Raw genomic sequence first — 15,988 nt, 5'->3', positions numbered from 1 at the left:
TGCACGGCTGAACTGCCGTTCGAATTCTGCCGGCACGCCAAATTGCCGGTTGGCGTTCAAACCCGTTAGTACCCTTTGCAGCTCGTTGCCCTTGAGGGAGCTGCTGGGTTCGTGCGCCTTGAAGGGCCGGGACTCCAGCCAGTCGTTCATGGCAACATCCAAGAGCGAAATCCCTCCCCCTTCAATCTTCACGTAGTGCTGATCAACAGCAAATACTTTTTCTTCGAAAAACGCGCCAAGGTCGCCAAATCGCTCTTTGAGCTTGGCCAGTGCAATCTCTTTCCGTGTGGGTAATTCGTTGTCCAGTGCCTGGGAGGCAGCGAGCCGGGTGTCCAGCTGCGCGTTGAATGCGGCCCTTGCCAATTCAAGTTGCGCGGGCAGATAGTCGCCATTCTGTCTTTTTGTGAGAACGCCACTGGCCACGGCCCAGTCCAGCAACGCCACTGTCTCTGCCGCTTGGGTAACGGCTGGGTCAACCCGCCGCGCCTCTTGCGCCTCGCTCATGACCTGGGCAAACGTCATGCCGGGGACTTTGCCTGGTGTCTGCGCCTCAATCGTCATCGCAGCAATCGCCAGGCTGGCCCATGCCTGGCTGCCGACTTTCACCGTCGCAGGAGTATCTTTGATCAGAAACTGCGGCGCCGACTTGGCCAGCAACAGGTACGCACCGACACTCGCCAGTGCGGCGCTGGTTCTGCCAGTATTGCTCAAATGCTCGGCCAAGCCGGCCACCACTGTGGATGCGTGGTGCCCTTGATGGGTGTCACTGCCCAGATCGAACCCGGCGACCTTGTTGCGATTGGGCGCGGTGATCGACTCAGGGTCCAACTGCAGTGCCATGGCCGCCAGCAGGTAATCGCTTGCGCTGCTTTCGCTTTCAATGCCTTGCATGGTTTGCTGCAGGGCTTTGCCCATCCGTTGCCCTTGCGGCGAATTGACCAGCGCTTCGAGGATTTTTGCCGAGTCGCTGCCTGCCTCTGCCGGCAGCGGCTGCCGATAGCGCAGAAACTCGAGCACGCCGCCCTTGGTTTGCATCACCAGCGGTTGGTCGCCCAGGTGGTGGGCGTGATTCAGGGTGATCAGGCGCAAGCGCCGTTGTTCATCTGTATCCAAAGCAATGGGCCAAGATAACGCCCCGCCTGGTCGGCGTATCGTCGTGCTTCTCGGAATAGGCGTATCCGGCACGTCGTCGACGCCAGGGAGCACAGGTGATGATGGAGCGCCGGGCGTGAACAGCGGCAGCGAGGAATGCGAGGGTGCGGGAGAAATGCCCGTCATGCCGGGTACCTGTGCAGATGTGTGGGATCACCGATTGAACGCGTGTTCAGCGCTTTCGACTTGCATGGGTGGCCAAGCCGGGTAAAGGCGTTCCAGCCAGTGTGTTAACCGATGCTTCCTCGTTGGCGATTGTTTGAACCCGCACTTGGCCACGGCCCTCCAACCTGAATGAACCACGGCCGGGTGCACGCACAATGACTTTCATTCTATGGTTGGCCGTATTGGGCGCGGTGCTGCTCACCCTCGCCCTCACCTCCTCCTACCTGCGCTGGATGCCGGTCACCACTTCGGCGGTGTGCCTGTTGCTGGGTATCGCCATCGGCCCGCTGGGTGTGGACCTGCTGCACCTGGACATCAAAGGGTCGGCGCGCTGGATGGAGCACCTGACCGAAGTGGCAGTGCTGTTTTCGCTGTTTGTCAGCGGCCTGAAATTGCGCCTGCCGCTCAAGCACCGCACCTGGCGCATCGCCTTCGGCCTGGCCGGCCCGGTCATGCTGTTGACCATCCTCGGCACCGGGTTGTTGCTGCATTACCTGCTTGATCTGTCGTGGGGGGTGTCTTTACTGGTAGGCGCTATCCTGGCGCCGACCGACCCGGTGCTGGCGGGCCTGGTTCAGGTCAACAATGCCCAGGACTACGACGCGCTGCGCTTCGGTCTGTCCGGCGAAGCGGGGCTGAATGATGGCAGCGCCTTTCCGTTTGTGATCTTCGGCCTGCTGTTCATGCAACACGGCGGCTTCGATGGCGACTGGGTCGGCGGTTGGGTGCTGAAAAACCTGGTATGGGCGGTACCGGTCGGGCTTTTGATCGGCTACTGGATGGGCCGAGGTATCGGCCGGGTAACGTTGCGTCTGCGCCTGCTCAATGCCGACAGCACCCTTTCGCCCAATGATTACCTGACACTGGCATTGATTGCCCTTGCCTATGTGACCGCCGAAGCCGTGGGCGGCTTCGGCTTCCTGTCGGTATTCGCAGCGGGCCTGGGGTTGCGTCAGGCCGAAGTGAAGTCCACCGGCAACGCTCAGACACCCGCCGAGCACCTGGCGCAACCGGTGGTGGGCCACCTTGAAATCGAGCCCGAACAAGCCTTGCATGGCGACGTCAGCCAGTTGAAGGACACCCAGATCGCGGCAGGCGTGATGATGGGCGACATGCTGGCCTTCGGCAGCCTGGTGGAGCGGGCCATGGAGGTATTCCTGGTGACGGTCTTGGGCATCGTGCTGGTCAGCCATTGGGAGTGGGCCGCGTTGGCGGTGGCGCCGTTGCTGTTCTGTGTCATTCGCCCAGCCAGTGTATTCGCCATGCCTTGGGGCAGCCTGCTAGACAGTCGCCAACGTGGCTTGGTCAGTTGGTTCGGTATTCGTGGGATCGGCAGCATTTACTACCTGTTCTATGCGCTCAACCACGGGCTGGTGGGCACCAGCAGTGCGGTGGCGGTCAACCTGACGCTGTCGGTCATCGCATTGAGCATCCTGGCCCATGGCCTGAGCACCCAGCCCATGCTGGCGTGGTATGAGCGTCAGGCTGCGCAAAAAAATTGAATCCTGCACCGCGCCGGGGTTTCAAACAGGGAGGGCGGGGCCGAGGAGGACGTCTACTTCAAGCTCAGCAATCCCTCGGGCCCGCCGCTGGATCAGTCCTGATTTTCAGTGTTGCCAACGTCCGCTGCTTCATCCAGGTCGTTCAGCGGCACCTCGGCATCGTCCATCAACGAACCCGGGTCTTCGTTGCCGGGGTCGTTGAGGTCATCGTCCAGTTCTTTTGACATGTGCATCTCCTCTAACCGCCTTGAGTATCGATATCGGCATCGGTTTCAGGCTTGTGCTCGCGCTCGGGCCTGAAGTCTGGACTGTAGTCGTTTTCCTTGGCCTTCGGGTCGCTCGCAGGCGTTGGATCCTTGGGCGCATCGGCGGCGGTGCCAGGGGCAGGCTCGCCGCCGTCGATGGCGGGGTCGTTGCGATTGTGGGTCTGGGGATCTTTAGGCTGGGTCATTAGGCACCTCTTTGCAGGCCGGTAAAAAATCTGTACCGCATAGAACTAAGGCGTCACGGCCACGGCTGAAGTTCCGTCCGCGTGGTCAGCGCAGTGGATTGTCCACCTGGATATAGAACGCATAGATACCCAACACCAACCAAAACACCATGAACAACCACGGCGCACGCATGGAAAACAACAACGACTTGCGATAGCCCTTGTGGCTCGACTCCATCTCAGAAAACAGTGGCGACTCATCGTAGGCCATGCCCATCACCGGTTCGCTGCGCAGCAATTCGCTTTGCTTGTAGTGCCAGTGGTCGATGATTTCATACGCCGCACGGATACCGGGCCAGGCATTCAGCGAACTGAGAATACCCAGCGAAACCAGGAAGATCGGCACCACCAGCGTGAACAGCTTGCCCCATTCCGGGTTGAGGTTGCCCATGCCGGAGACAAAGGCAATCACCAGGAAGGATTGCGCGGTCAGGTAGGCGTCGGTGCGGTTGGCCAGGATGCTGGTTTCGTACTGGATTTCGCGCCGGTAAAAGTCGAGGCGGTCCTTGGGCGAGCCGAATATCTTTGCGTTGTGTTCGCTATGGTCGTTCAGGGCCGCTTCCGGAGTGTGGGGGGAGATGATTCTGGACACGACGGTGCTCCACAAGGTGACGAAACTTCTTAGAAGAATCGGGGCTCGGTGAAGTTCAAGTGGGTTGACGCACCAGTTTAGGGCGAGCCCCGCCCTCTGTAGGAGCGAGCTTGCTCGCGAAAAACGTCAACGATGACGCGGGTTTCCTGAATAAACGCGGTGCCGGTGAGTTTTTCGCGAGCAAGCTCGCTCCTACAGGAGGTTTACCGGTGATTAACCGCATTCCGGCACAGGCATTGCTTTATCCATTCACCAGCCGGAAAACAGGAGCATGCGTTACCCCCCGACCCAGAGCCGCCCCCATAAGAAAGTAAGGACCAGGTCTGTTGGCACCTTCAGCCACGGGCTCATAAAAACATGCGTTTTTTTTAAGCGGCAGTGCCACCCAAAGCCACACTGGGCACTGACAAGGTACTGGAATGGCTCGATCTTTCTTTGATGAAATGAATGACGCAAATGGCGTATGCCGTGCGCACTATCAGGACTTCTCTCGCTGGCTGGCCAACACGCCGCCGGAACTGCTGGCCCAGCGTCGCCGTGAAGCGGATTTGCTGTTCCATCGCGCCGGGATCACCTTCACCCTGTATGGCGACGAGCAAGACACCGAACGCCTGATTCCCTTCGACATCATTCCCCGCAGCATTCCCGCCAGTGAATGGAGCCTGATCGAGCGCGGCTGCATCCAGCGGGTCAATGCACTGAACATGTTCCTCGCCGATATCTACCACGACCAGCGCATCATCAAGGCCGGGATCATTCCCGCTGACCAGGTCCTGGGCAATGAGGGCTATCAGAAAGCCATGGTCGGTCTCGACCTGCACCGTGGCATCTATTCGCACATCTCGGGCGTCGATCTGGTGCGCGACGGCGACGGTACCTACTACGTGCTGGAAGACAACCTGCGCACCCCCAGCGGCGTGAGCTACATGCTCGAAGACCGCAAGATGATGATGCGCCTGTTCCCGGAAGTATTCGCCAAGCAGCGCATTGCCCCGGTGGACCACTACCCCAACCTCTTGCTCAAGACCCTCAAGAACGCCAGCCGCCTCGACAACCCGAATGTGGTGGTGTTGACCCCTGGGCGCTTCAACAGCGCTTTCTTCGAACACGCGTTCCTTGCCCGGGAAATGGGCGTGGAACTGGTGGAAGGCGCCGACCTGTTCGTGCAGGACCTCAAGGTGTTCATGCGCACCACCGACGGCCCCAAGGCCGTGGACGTGATCTACCGGCGCATCGACGACGCTTTCCTCGACCCCCAGGCGTTCAATCCCGAGTCGATGCTCGGCGTGCCGGGGCTGGTGGCGGCTTACTGCGCTGGCAATGTGGTGCTGGCCAATGCCATCGGCACCGGGGTGGCTGACGACAAGTCGATCTACCCCTACGTACCCGCGATGATCCGCTTCTACCTGGACGAGGAACCGATCCTGCAGAACGTGCCGACCTTCCAATGCCGCAAGCCCGATGAACTGTCCCATGTGCTGGCCAACCTTGAGCAATTGGTGGTCAAGGAAACCCAAGGCTCCGGCGGCTACGGCATGCTGGTGGGCCCGGCGTCGACGGCCGCCGAGATCGAGGACTTCCGCCAGCGCATCAAGGCGCGTCCCCATGCCTATATCGCCCAACCCACCTTGAGCCTGTCCACCTGCCCGACCTTTGTCGAAAACGGCATCGCACCCCGGCACATCGACCTGCGACCCTTCGTGCTCTCGGGCAAGGAAACCCGCCTGGTGCCCGGAGGCTTGACCCGCGTGGCGCTGAAGGAAGGCTCGCTGGTCGTCAACTCGTCGCAAGGCGGTGGAACCAAGGACACCTGGGTGGTGGAGGGCTGAGTATGCTGAGTAGAACCGCTGCGGACCTTTATTGGATGTCGCGCTACCTGGAACGCGCCGAGAACCTGGCGCGCATGCTGGAAGTCAGCTATTCGCTGTCACTGATGCCCCAGGCCGGGCGCAGCGATGGTCTGGATGAACTGGCGATGTCGTTGCTCAGCAGCGGCACCCTGGACAGCTACCTGGAACGGCACCAGACCCTGGATGCCGAGCGCATGCTGCACTTCTTCGCCCTCGACGAAGAAAACCCGGCCAGCATCTACAACTGCCTGCGCGCCGCCCGAGGCAATGCCCATGCGGTACGCGGGCGCATCACCGCCGACATGTGGGAAAACCTCAACGCCACCTGGCTGGAAATGCGCAGCATCGCCGCCGGTGGCCTGGCACGGCATGGCATCAGCCACTTCTGTGATTGGGTCAAGCAACGCTCGCACCTGTTTCGTGGCGCGACCTCGGGCACCATCATGCGCAATGACGCCTACCGCTTCATTCGCCTGGGCACCTTTGTCGAACGTGCTGACAACACCTTGCGCCTGCTGGACGCGCGCTATGAGATGTTCGGCGAAGAGTCGGAAGAAGTCAGCGACGTATCGGCACGCGGTTATTACCAGTGGAGCGCGCTGCTGCGCGCGTTGTCGTCGTTTGAGGCCTATACCGAGCTGTACCCGAATGCCTTGAATGCACGCTCGGTATCCGAGCTGTTGCTGTTGCGCAGTGATGTGCCGCGTTCGCTGCATGCCTGCATCGAGGAGTTGAGCCATATCCTGGCCGACCTGCCCGGCAGTTATGGGCGCACGGCGCAACGCCTGGCGGCGGAGTTCGAGGCGCGGCTGCGGTACACGGGGATTGATGAGATTCTGGAAGATGGGCTGCACACTCGGCTGACAGAATTCATCGACACCGTGCGTGAGTTGGCGCGGGAGATACAAAGCTCCTACCTGGAGGTGGTCTAACACAAACCTGTAGGAGCGAGCTTGCTCGCGAAAAACTCACCGGCGCCGCGTTAATTCAGAAAGCCCGCGTTATCGTTGACGTTTTTCGCGAGCAAGCTCGCTCCTACAGGGGCTTGATCGCCCACCAACGCGGCAACAACTGCCGCACCCGCGACTCGCCAAAGCGGTCGTCGATCAGCATCACCACCCCGCGATCCTGCTGGCTGCGGATCACCCTCCCCGCTGCCTGCACAACTTTCTGAATACCGGGATACAGGTAGGTGTAGTCATACCCCGCGCCGAAAACAGCGCCCATACGAGCCTTGATCTGCTCATTCACCGGGTTGAGCTGCGGCAAACCCAGGGTGGCGATAAACGCACCGATCAGGCGCGCTCCGGGCAGGTCGATACCTTCGCCAAACGCACCGCCCAGCACCGCAAAGCCAATGCCCTGGCTGTGGTGGGTGAACTGCTCCAAAAAGGCGTGGCGCTCGGCCTCGGCCATGCCCCGCGCCTGCAACCACAACGCAATCTGCGGGTGCCGTTCGGCCATTAACTGGGCCACCTGTTGCAGGTAATCGAAGCTTGAGAAAAACGCCAGGTAGTTACCCGGTTGCGCGGCGAATTGCCCGGCGAGCAGTTCCACAATCGGTTCCAGCGATGCCTGGCGATGCACAAACCGTGTAGAGATGCGGTCAATGATGCTGACCTGCAATTGCTCGGCCTTGAATGGTGACGCCACATCAACCCAGGCGGTATCCGCCGGCAGGCCCAGCAAGTCCGCATAATAATGGCGCGGGCTCAGGGTTGCGGAAAACAGCACGCTGCTGCGTGCGGCGGTCAACCTGGGCCGCATGAACTCAGCGGGCACCACGTTGCGCAGGCACAGAGTCGAGCTGCTGCGCTTGCCGCTGAACGTGCGTTTGGTGATATCGAAGATAAAGTGCTCGTTGAACAGCTCGGCCACTTTGGCCCATTGCAGCGCGTCGAAGTAGAAGGCTTGCAGGTCGCCGTTGAGGGCTTCGGGGTGGTCGTTGAAGTAGTCGCCCATGGCGCTGGTACACAGGCTTAGGGCCTGGAGCAGTTTGTCAGGTTTGGCCGCATACGCCTGATACGGTGCGAGTTGATCCTTGTGCAAGGCATTCCACTCACGGTTCAAGCGCTGCAAGGGTTTGTTCAGGGGCTCGGGCGCGTTATCGCGCAAGGTCTTGAGGCTGTACTGATCCAGGCTGGCGCTGTACATCGAGCGCGCACGTTCGACCAAGTTGTGCGCCTCGTCCACCAGCACCGCGACGCGCCATTGGTTGAGCTGGGCCAGGCTGAACAGCATGGCGCCAAAGTCGAAGTAATAGTTGTAGTCGGCGACGATCAGGTCGCTCCAGCGCGCCATTTCCTGGCTCAGGTAGTACGGGCATACCTGATGGGCCAGCGCCACGTGGCGCAGGCTGCGTTGATCGAGCAGGCGCACCTTGGACGCGGCCTGGCGGGCGGCAGGCAGGCGGTCGTAAAAACCCTTGGCCAACGGGCAGGAATCACCGTGACAGGCTTTGTCCAGGTGTTCACACGCCTTGTCCCGGGCCACCAGTTCAAGCACACGCAGTGACAGCTCGGGGCTGCTGTCGTACAGCACCTGGGCGGCATCCAGGGCCAGCTTGCGGCCGGGCGTCTTGGCGGTGAGGAAGAACAGTTTGTCCAGTTGCTGCGGCGCAAGGGCCTTGAGCAGCGGGAAAATGGTGCCGATGGTCTTGCCAATACCCGTGGGCGCCTGGGCCATCAGGCACCGGCCCGTAGTCACCGCTTTGTAGACCGACTCGGCCAAGTCGCGCTGCCCGGTACGGAAGTCGGCATGGGGAAACGCCAGGCTCTGCGCGCCAGCGTTGCGTGTCGCGCGATGCTGCATCTCCTGCCGGGCCCAGTCCAGGAACAGCGCGCATTGTTGATTGAAGAACTGCTCAAGGTCTGGCGCATCGAATCGCTGGTTCAGCACGGTTTCGCCTTCGCCGACGATGTCGAAGTACACCAGCGCCAGGTCGATATGATCGAGCCCGAGTTTCTGGCACATCAGCCAGCCATACACCTTGACCTGGGCCCAGTGCAGTTGCCGATGGTTAGCGGGCTGGGCAGCGAGTTCGCCACGGTAGGTTTTGACTTCTTCCAGGCGGTTGGCGTCCGGGTCGTAGCCGTCCGCCCTGCCCCGCACCTTGAGTTGCTGGTAGTCGCCCTCCAGGGGGACCTCGTGCTGGTAGTGCGCGCTGCGCCGGGATGCCACCGTGCGATGGCCGACGATGCCTTCCTGGGCGCTGGGCGACGGCGTAAAGCGCAGGTCGAGGTCACCGACCTTGGCCGTGAACTCACACAGCGCCCGCACGGCCACGCTGTAACTCAAGCGGGTTGCTCCGCCCAACGCACGTAGCAGACGGTGACCGGCATCTGGTACTCGCCGCAAAATTGCAGCCACCGCAACTGGTTGTCCTGCAGGCGGTCGCCGGGGCCCTTGACCTCGATCATGCGGTAGGTATTTTGCGCGGGCCAGAACTGGATGAGGTCCGGCATCCCGGCCCGGTTGGCACGGATATCCTGCAACAGGCGCGTAAACCAATGGCGCAAATGCTCGGCGGGCAGGCAGGCCAGGGCTTGCTCCAGCAGGTCTTCGCTGAGCAGGTTCCAGAACACAAAGGGCGACTGAATGCCCCATTTGTCCATGTAGCGTTGGCGGATGCTGGCCTTGTAGCGACCGTCCTCCAGTTGCGCAAAGCACGCGGCAAACAAGGCTTCCCTGCGTTGATAAAAGTCCTCGCTGTGCAGGTCCGCCGGCCCACGCTGGAACGGGTGGAAGAACGCCCCCGGCAGCGGCGCAAAAATCGCCTCCCAGCACAACAAGCCAAACAGCGAATTGATCAGGCCATTCTCGACGTAATGCACCGGTGCATCCGGTTCGCTCAGGTGCGCCAGCACGCAGGATTCCACCGATAGCAGCGGTTCCTGCACCAGCGAAAGGTCCAGGCGTGCCACCGCTTGGGGCCTGGCCCTGGGCAGCGCCGGCCCGCCGAGTTTGCGCCGCAGGCGCGGCACTACGCGCAGCAGGTGTTGTTGTTCCGCTGCGCTGTGTGGGGCCTGTTGCGCCTCGGTCGCCAGGGCCATGGCTTGGGCGTAATCCTCCTGGCGCTCCAGTACGCGGATCAGCCGCGCCCGCGCCCCGGGATGAGTGCAATTGCGGTAGATCTGTTCGGCCAGTGCCAGCTCGGCGCACCGTTCGCAATACTGGCCGATCTGGAACAGCAGCTTGGCGCGACGCTTTTCCAGCCAGGGGTTGTCGGTGCACAACGTGGCGACCTGCGCCAACACCGTATCCAGCGCCTCACCGGCTTCAAAGGCTTGCTGGCACTGGTGCAGGAATAGAAACCCATGCACGTCGTCACGGCTGCGTAAACCACGAGACTCGGCGCAGAACTCGACTTTTTCATAGGTATAGATGCCCAGATCTGCCAACACGAATTCTGACCAGTCCTGGTGCAGGTTGCCGAAGAACATCAGGCGCAGGCGATCACACAACTCCATCACCGTCAGGCTATAGAGCACATCGTCCACGTCGGGACACCACTGGGCAAAGCTGCGCGGCTCGGTAAATTGCGCGGCCAAGGGCTCAAGCCAGTCAGCCTTGTTGCCCTTGGGTTGATTGATCCAGGGTTTGAAGGCGCCGAGCAGTTCACTTTTTTGCAGCAGGGCGAACAGGGTGGCAAACGGCAGCGGGCTTTGATCCTCTACCCATCCCAACTCACGCAAAGGCCCCGCCGCCGCATGAGGGCAACCGATTTCCAGGTAATGGAGCTTGGCGGCACGAAAATGCACGCCCTTGCGCATCACCATCCGCACCAACAACGCCTGGGACGCCAGAGGCAACCTGTCAAATTGCTGAATGAAATGCTGTTCGTGCGCATCGAGCAAATCGGCATAGCGCTGCCCCAACCAAACCAGCACTTGGCGGAAGTTATGCAAGTAATACAAGGGGTCTTCGAGGGGGTTGGCCATGGCGCAGAGTAATCAAATACTGGTTATGCATACAGAGTGCCGGGGCAAAGCGGTTGTTGCAATCAGTAATAGATAAATGGCGCCTGCAACTTTTTGCAAAAAAACAATCTGATGAGGGGGTTGATCAAGTAATATTTATGGCCGCGCAGCCAGACGCTGCGGGACTTTTCAGGGTTAAAGGTAAGGGTTATGAACATGAAGAATTTGGGTCTGCCACTGGTTGCACTCACTTTTCTGGTATTGGCCGGTTGCTCCACGCAAACCGTGGTGACCTTGCAGAACGGCACGCAGTATTTGACCAAGGACACGCCCAACGCCAAGACCGCCGACGGCTTCTACGAGTTCACTGATATTGCCGGCAAGCGCATTCGTATCAAGGCCGATGATGTGGCCACTGTGCGTAAGGAAAAATGATCATCTAGCAAAACCCCTCAAATGTGGGAGCTGGCTTGCCTGCGATAGCGATTTGTCAGTCACCGCATGGCTGTCTCGACCGCCGCCATCGCAGGCAAGCCAGCTCCCACACCGAATACGTTAGCTGATGACTATCCCCTCCCCCGACAGACTGCTCACACCCACCAGCGTCACCGAATCCGTACCAAAGCTAATGACTGTATCCCCGCCCACCACCTTGACGTGGTCGCGGTAATCGGTGCTGCCCGCCACGTCGTTGAACACCAGCTTGTCCGTCGCCTGGTAGCCAATCAGCCGGTCATTGCCAAACTGCCCGCTGAACAAAAACGTGTTATGCCCGCTGCTGTCGCGGATCGTGTCGTTGCCCTTGCCGCCTTCGATAAAGTCCGCGCCTCTGCCGCCTTTGATCAAGTCGTCACCGTCGCTGCCGATGATGAAGGTATTGCCCTTGTGCGCCTCGGCATTGCGGTTGAGGTCTTGCACCCAGGTGGTGGCCCGTGCCGGATCGGACAGGTTAGCGACGATCACCGTCGAGTCGCGGGTCATCTGTTCGTAGAAGCCCGAGTCGAGGATGCGGGTCATGCCGTCGCCGTAGCCGGTGGGCAAGTGCGAGACCCAGGTGGGCAGGTTGAGGATGGAAAATGGCAGCAGGTTCCACAGGGATGAGGCGTAGTGGTCGTTGAAGCTGACGATGTTGTCGGTGCTCGACTCGTGGGGTTTGTCGTGCACGCCCAGGGACGACAGGTTGAATGACGAGCCATCCAGGGCACGGAACACCGGGTCGTTTTCATAGCCGACGTTAAGCACCTTGTCGCCGGCGCTCTGGGTGGGCGACGCGTAGGCCACGTAGTTGGAGTCCTTATAGAACCCCGACCAGCTGTTGTCGCTCAAGTCGGCCATGCTATTGACCGCGAGGCCCCCAAGGCTGTGGCCGCTGACCACCACGTCATTGCCGCCCAGGCCCTGGGCGCTGGCATAGTCCGCCACGTTCTTGAGCAAGCCGCCGAAGGCTTCGCCCGCGTAGTTCTTGGCATAATCCTTGGGCCCGAAGGCGGCGAGCAGGTCGCTGATCACATCGCCGATGGAGTCGGTGATCACGCTTTCCCGAGGCCCCGAAGTGCCGCGAAAACTGATGCCGATTTCCTGCAGCTTGCCCGCGTCATCGTACTTACCCAGCACCTCGGCCTGCGCCGTGCCGTAGCCGAACTTTTCGCCAAAGAAGGTGCCGCGTTCATCGACCTTGCCGCTGTAGCCCAGGGTGCTGGCGCTGATGGGCGTCCAGCCGGCTTTTTGCACCGCGTCGAGGGCGGCTTTTTCCGAGTCGGGGTTCCAGGGGATCCCGGGGATCACCCCTTGGGCATTGCTGCCGCCAATCAGCGCGCTGACCAGGGTGGCAGGCAAGCCCAGGCCGAGGCCATTGTTCTGGTAGCCGACGGCAAAGCCGTTATCCAGGTTGTGGTAGGAATACAGCGTGATCGCCATGGCATCGGCGAACAACGCCTTGGAGTCCTCGGTACCGAGGTTTTTATAGTCAAAGATACCCATTGGTCGTGCCTCTCTGTTGTTGGATTTGTAGAGAAAGCCAAAACACCTGTTATCTGTTACCACCTGTAGGAGCGAGCTTGTGTGGCGAGGGAGCTTGCTCCCGCTGGGCTGCGCAGCGGCCCCAAAAACTTGCGGGCGCTGCGCCCCCGAGCGGGAGCAAGCTCCCTCGCCACAACCAACTGCATCTGGCCTTTAGAACGCCCAGTCCAGGCTCAAGCCGACGCCGTGCACCTTCTCCTTGCTGGCCAGCAGGCCGTTGTAATCGAAGTTCACCCGCGCATCCTTGCTCAATGCCAAGCTGACCCGTGCTCCGACCAATGCGGCATCGCGTACCATCGGCGCACTTTCCACCGTGAACGAAGGGCCGCCCGAGGCAAACGCCAGGTGCTGCTCCGAATCGGTGCTGCTCAGGTTGTGCTGCCAGCCCAGGGTGCCGGAGACTTCCAGTTGCTGATGGTCGTTGATATTGAAGGTCTTCAAGGCCCGCATACCCAAGGTGCTGAGCACCAGGTCACGGCTGTCGTCGCCACTTCTCAGCGCGGCGGCGTCGCCCTTCTCTTTGAAGCTGTCAGTTGCCAGGTGCACGTAGGCCAGGTTGGCGAACGGCTCCAGGGCCAGCGGTTGCAGGTTGATGCGGTACGCCGCTTCCGTGAACACCTGGGTGCTGTGGGCATCGACCTTGGCCTTTTGCTTGCCGCTGACGTCGCCGTATTGCAGGTCTCGTTTGACATCGGCGCGGTGCCAGCTGTAGGTCGCGCCGCCACTCAGGCGCCAGGCGCCGATTTCATGCCCGGCATAGGCGCCGAAATGGTAGCTGTCGACCGAGGCGCGGCTGTGGGTGCCGCTGCCCATGTTCAGCGACGTGTCGCTGTAGCCGGCCACCAGGCCAATGCGCGTGGCCTCATCGAGGGCGCCGTCCACACCGGCGAGCATGCCGCCGATGGAGGTGGTGTAGCCCGCCGTGTCGTTGCGGCTGTCGGTCTTGCCCCATGCACCCAACGCCTTGACCCACACGTTGCCACGGCTGTCGATGGCTTGGCTGGAAGCGCCCATTTCGCCATTGCGCAGGCGCTCGCCCACGGCTTCGCGTACGTAGCGGCTGTCATTGACCAGTGCGGTTTCCAGCGCCGGGTAGACTTCCCCACTCAGTTGCTGGAACGCGCCCTGGGCCGAAGCGGCCGTGGGTGCCAGCAGCAGGCTTTCATACACACCATTGCCCGCGCCCAATTGCTCGGCGGCGGCGGCCACGGCGCGCTGGTTCGGCGTGGCGGCCACACTGGCGAAGCTGTTGGTGCGTGCCACATCCAGCTGCACACCGTTGGCGGCGTAGTTCAAGGTACCGCCGACAAACAGGTAGTTAGGCAGCACCGCAGCAAAACTGCCGGTGACGCCACCTGCCGCTTGCAGGATGTTGTATTGACGGCCGATCAGGCTTTGGGCCTGGGTCGCGCTCAACAAGGTCGGGCTGTTTTCCAGGGCCAGGGTCACGGTGCCACCGTTGAGGGTAGCGGTGCCGCCCGCGACGATGCGATCGCTGCTGGTGGGCGACAGTTCTACCGCGTAGGTCGAGCCCGGCTCAAAGTTGACGTTACCCGCCACGTTCAAGGTGCCGATGGAATTACCCGGCGCCACGGTGCCGCCGTTTTTCGCGCTCAGCGAACCAATACGCCCCGAACCACCGACCACACCGCTCTGGCTGACGGTAACGTCGGAGGTGACCGAACCATTGATTGCCAGCAAGCCCTGGTTGACCAGCGTCGGCCCGCTGTAGGTGTTGGCGCCAGTGAGCACCAAGGTACCGATGCCTTGCTTGGTCAAGCCGCCATGGCCCGAGATGTCGTTGCTCCACACATCCCGCCCGCAGTGCAGGTCATCGCACACACGCTGGGTGGGTTTGCCGGCATCCACCACCGCGCCGACACCCGGCAGGTCCGCGACGAACTGGCCGCTGCCGTAGGCGCCGTCGATACGGAACTCGGCCGGGATATCCTCGGCGGTGATAAACATCCCTGGGCCGTTGACCGCCTTGCCCAGGTTGATCATGCCCCACCCGTACAGCGAGTCGATGCCCGGCGCGCCGAGGTCGGTGGCGGTGGTCTTGAGCACGGTGGAGATCTGGTCGCCGCTCATGTACTGGAAGCGCTCCATCAGCACCGCTGCGGCGCCCGCCACGTGAGGTGCGGCCATGGAGGTGCCATTTTTGTTGGCCCAGTCGGTGGTGAGGTTTTCCAGGCTGGTACCGTTGATGATCGAGCTGTAGATCTTGGTGCCGGGTGCCGATACGCAAAAGCTCGCCGCATAGCCACAACGCGAGGAGAACGTACTGATCACGTAAGGATCGGGGCTGGCAGTATTCGGGTTCTGCTGGAGGGCCGCGACGGACAGCCAGTTAGGCGCGATCTCTGGCACAAAATACGCAAGGCCGGAAATCGCATCCGGGTTGTTGAGGTTGTAGTCATTGCCTGCGGCGAAGATGGTCAGCACACCGCTGCGGGCCGCGTCGATGGCGCCTTGGTAGGCACCACCGGCAACGGTGCCGAGGATCGGGCGGATGGTATTGAACTGCGCCTGGGCTTCGTTGACGGTGAAATTGGGGAACGCCGGATCGCGGCCGCCCTTGGCGTATTGATCACCGATGCCGATGCCCCAGCTGTTGTTGATGATACGCGCGCCACTGGCGACCAGCCCATCCCAGCCGGCCTTGTACACGGCGCCGTCATTGCCGAGGATGATCCCGTCTTCCGGCCCCGGGTCACCGTTTTCGGCGGTGAGGATTTGGGCGTTGAACGCCACGCCATGCATCGGCCCACCATCGCGGTTACCGGCCGCAATGCCGCCGACATGGGTGCCGTGGTTACCCAGCTTGCCGTTGGAGTCCTTGGACGGCGTGCCGTCGTAGCGGAACGCGTCGCCCGCCTTCACCGGGATATACGGGTCGGTGTATTGGCGAATGCCCTCGGTGACAATCGTCACCACCTTGTCGGGGCTGGCGAACTCCGGGTGCTGGGCGTACACCGGCTGGTCGAAGATCCCCAGCTTGACGCCCTTGCCGGTATAGCCAGCCGCATAGGCGGTGTCGGCGTGCACGGCGCCCAGGCCCCAGTCGGCCTTGAACTCATTGCTGCGCCAGCTGGCGGCGTCGCCCAGTTTGCCGGTTTCCACATAGGGTGCGGCCTGGGCGGTTCCCAGACTTGCCAGGCAACACAGCAACGCGCCGTATGGCACGCAGCTCAGCGCCTTGAGCGGATAGCCCGGGCCTGTGTGGATGGCGGTAGTTAACCCTGACTTGCGTTTTTTCACGGTGACCTTCCTTAGTTTTCTTATTGCACGTGTGTAAA

At 61.4% G+C, this 15,988-nt stretch carries 11 protein-coding genes and 1 pseudogene; 4 read left to right on the top strand and 8 right to left on the bottom strand.

What is annotated here, in order from left to right; all coding sequences use genetic code 11:
• Positions 1-1,113, bottom strand: a pseudogene (locus ODQ19_RS23670) (SET domain-containing protein-lysine N-methyltransferase); the annotation flags it as partial.
• 359 nt (positions 1,114-1,472) lie between these two features.
• On the opposite strand from ODQ19_RS23670, the gene ODQ19_RS23665 reads away from it, so the two are divergent.
• Entirely contained in the window at positions 1,473-2,819 is a 1,347-nt protein-coding gene (locus tag ODQ19_RS23665) for a cation:proton antiporter (RefSeq protein WP_330211371.1), read from the top strand.
• A 92-nt stretch (positions 2,820-2,911) separates the two neighbouring features.
• On the opposite strand, the gene ODQ19_RS23660 is transcribed toward ODQ19_RS23665, so the two are convergent.
• The 3 genes from ODQ19_RS23660 to ODQ19_RS23650 form a co-directional block, all read right to left on the bottom strand.
• The gene (locus tag ODQ19_RS23660) at positions 2,912-3,046 is read right to left on the bottom strand and encodes a hypothetical protein (RefSeq protein ID WP_330211370.1); all 135 of its coding nucleotides are present in this window, start codon (positions 3,044-3,046) and stop codon (positions 2,912-2,914) included.
• An 11-nt stretch (positions 3,047-3,057) separates the two neighbouring features.
• Positions 3,058-3,270: a hypothetical protein gene (locus ODQ19_RS23655; protein ID WP_096144667.1), complete on the bottom strand. Its 213-nt coding sequence runs from the start codon at positions 3,268-3,270 to the stop codon at positions 3,058-3,060.
• A gap of 85 nt (positions 3,271-3,355) precedes the next feature.
• Positions 3,356-3,901, bottom strand: a complete 546-nt coding sequence (locus ODQ19_RS23650) for a hypothetical protein (RefSeq protein ID WP_057975968.1) — start codon at positions 3,899-3,901, stop codon at positions 3,356-3,358.
• A gap of 419 nt (positions 3,902-4,320) precedes the next feature.
• Here ODQ19_RS23650 and ODQ19_RS23645 point away from each other — a divergent pair, with 419 nt between their 5' ends.
• Together ODQ19_RS23645 and ODQ19_RS23640 are read left to right on the top strand one after the other, a co-directional pair.
• Positions 4,321-5,730, top strand: coding sequence for a circularly permuted type 2 ATP-grasp protein (locus tag ODQ19_RS23645; RefSeq protein ID WP_330211369.1), 1,410 nt, complete (start codon positions 4,321-4,323; stop codon positions 5,728-5,730).
• A gap of 2 nt (positions 5,731-5,732) precedes the next feature.
• The gene (locus tag ODQ19_RS23640) at positions 5,733-6,683 is read left to right on the top strand and encodes an alpha-E domain-containing protein (protein WP_116667463.1); all 951 of its coding nucleotides are present in this window, start codon (positions 5,733-5,735) and stop codon (positions 6,681-6,683) included.
• Between the two features lie 103 nt (positions 6,684-6,786).
• Here the strand turns inward: ODQ19_RS23640 and ODQ19_RS23635 are convergent, their stop codons facing one another.
• Complete coding sequence (locus tag ODQ19_RS23635) at positions 6,787-9,048, bottom strand: ATP-dependent DNA helicase (RefSeq protein ID WP_330211368.1); 2,262 nt, start codon at positions 9,046-9,048, stop codon at positions 6,787-6,789.
• Positions 9,045-10,691 (bottom strand): VRR-NUC domain-containing protein, encoded by a 1,647-nt coding sequence (locus ODQ19_RS23630; protein ID WP_330211367.1) that lies wholly within the window; start codon positions 10,689-10,691, stop codon positions 9,045-9,047. The genes ODQ19_RS23635 and ODQ19_RS23630 overlap by 4 nt, the downstream gene beginning before the upstream one ends.
• A 189-nt stretch (positions 10,692-10,880) precedes the next feature.
• Here ODQ19_RS23630 and ODQ19_RS23625 point away from each other — a divergent pair, with 189 nt between their 5' ends.
• Positions 10,881-11,105: a YgdI/YgdR family lipoprotein gene (locus tag ODQ19_RS23625; protein ID WP_003191162.1), complete on the top strand. Its 225-nt coding sequence runs from the start codon at positions 10,881-10,883 to the stop codon at positions 11,103-11,105.
• 120 nt (positions 11,106-11,225) lie between these two features.
• Here the strand turns inward: ODQ19_RS23625 and ODQ19_RS23620 are convergent, their stop codons facing one another.
• Both ODQ19_RS23620 and ODQ19_RS23615 read right to left on the bottom strand, forming a co-directional pair.
• On the bottom strand, positions 11,226-12,650 hold the full coding sequence (locus ODQ19_RS23620; RefSeq protein WP_330211366.1) for a polyurethane esterase: 1,425 nt from the start codon (positions 12,648-12,650) through the stop codon (positions 11,226-11,228).
• Between the two features lie 192 nt (positions 12,651-12,842).
• A complete protein-coding gene (locus tag ODQ19_RS23615; RefSeq protein ID WP_330211365.1) occupies positions 12,843-15,950 on the bottom strand; it encodes an autotransporter outer membrane beta-barrel domain-containing protein in 3,108 nt (1,035 codons plus the stop codon).
• Positions 15,951-15,988 lie beyond the last annotated feature (38 nt).

The organism is Pseudomonas sp. AM4(2022), assembly GCF_036346515.1.
In the GTDB taxonomy this organism is placed as follows: Bacteria; Pseudomonadota; Gammaproteobacteria; order Pseudomonadales; family Pseudomonadaceae; genus Aquipseudomonas; species Aquipseudomonas paracarnis.
Note: the sequence above shows the minus strand (reverse complement) of the source record. Positions and strands in the feature narration are given on the sequence as shown.

What these genes read in the sequence shown, in the direction of transcription:
- ODQ19_RS23665 (WP_330211371.1), top strand. Translation starts at nt 1,473, where the DNA reads ATGACTTTCATTCTATGGTTGGCCGTATTGGGCGCGGTGCTGCTCACC.
- ODQ19_RS23660 (WP_330211370.1), bottom strand. Translation starts at nt 3,046, where the DNA reads ATGTCAAAAGAACTGGACGATGACCTCAACGACCCCGGCAACGAAGAC.
- ODQ19_RS23655 (WP_096144667.1), bottom strand. Translation starts at nt 3,270, where the DNA reads ATGACCCAGCCTAAAGATCCCCAGACCCACAATCGCAACGACCCCGCC.
- ODQ19_RS23645 (WP_330211369.1), top strand. Translation starts at nt 4,321, where the DNA reads ATGGCTCGATCTTTCTTTGATGAAATGAATGACGCAAATGGCGTATGC.
- ODQ19_RS23640 (WP_116667463.1), top strand. Translation starts at nt 5,733, where the DNA reads ATGCTGAGTAGAACCGCTGCGGACCTTTATTGGATGTCGCGCTACCTG.
- ODQ19_RS23630 (WP_330211367.1), bottom strand. Translation starts at nt 10,691, where the DNA reads ATGGCCAACCCCCTCGAAGACCCCTTGTATTACTTGCATAACTTCCGC.
- ODQ19_RS23625 (WP_003191162.1), top strand. Translation starts at nt 10,881, where the DNA reads ATGAACATGAAGAATTTGGGTCTGCCACTGGTTGCACTCACTTTTCTG.
- ODQ19_RS23620 (WP_330211366.1), bottom strand. Translation starts at nt 12,650, where the DNA reads ATGGGTATCTTTGACTATAAAAACCTCGGTACCGAGGACTCCAAGGCG.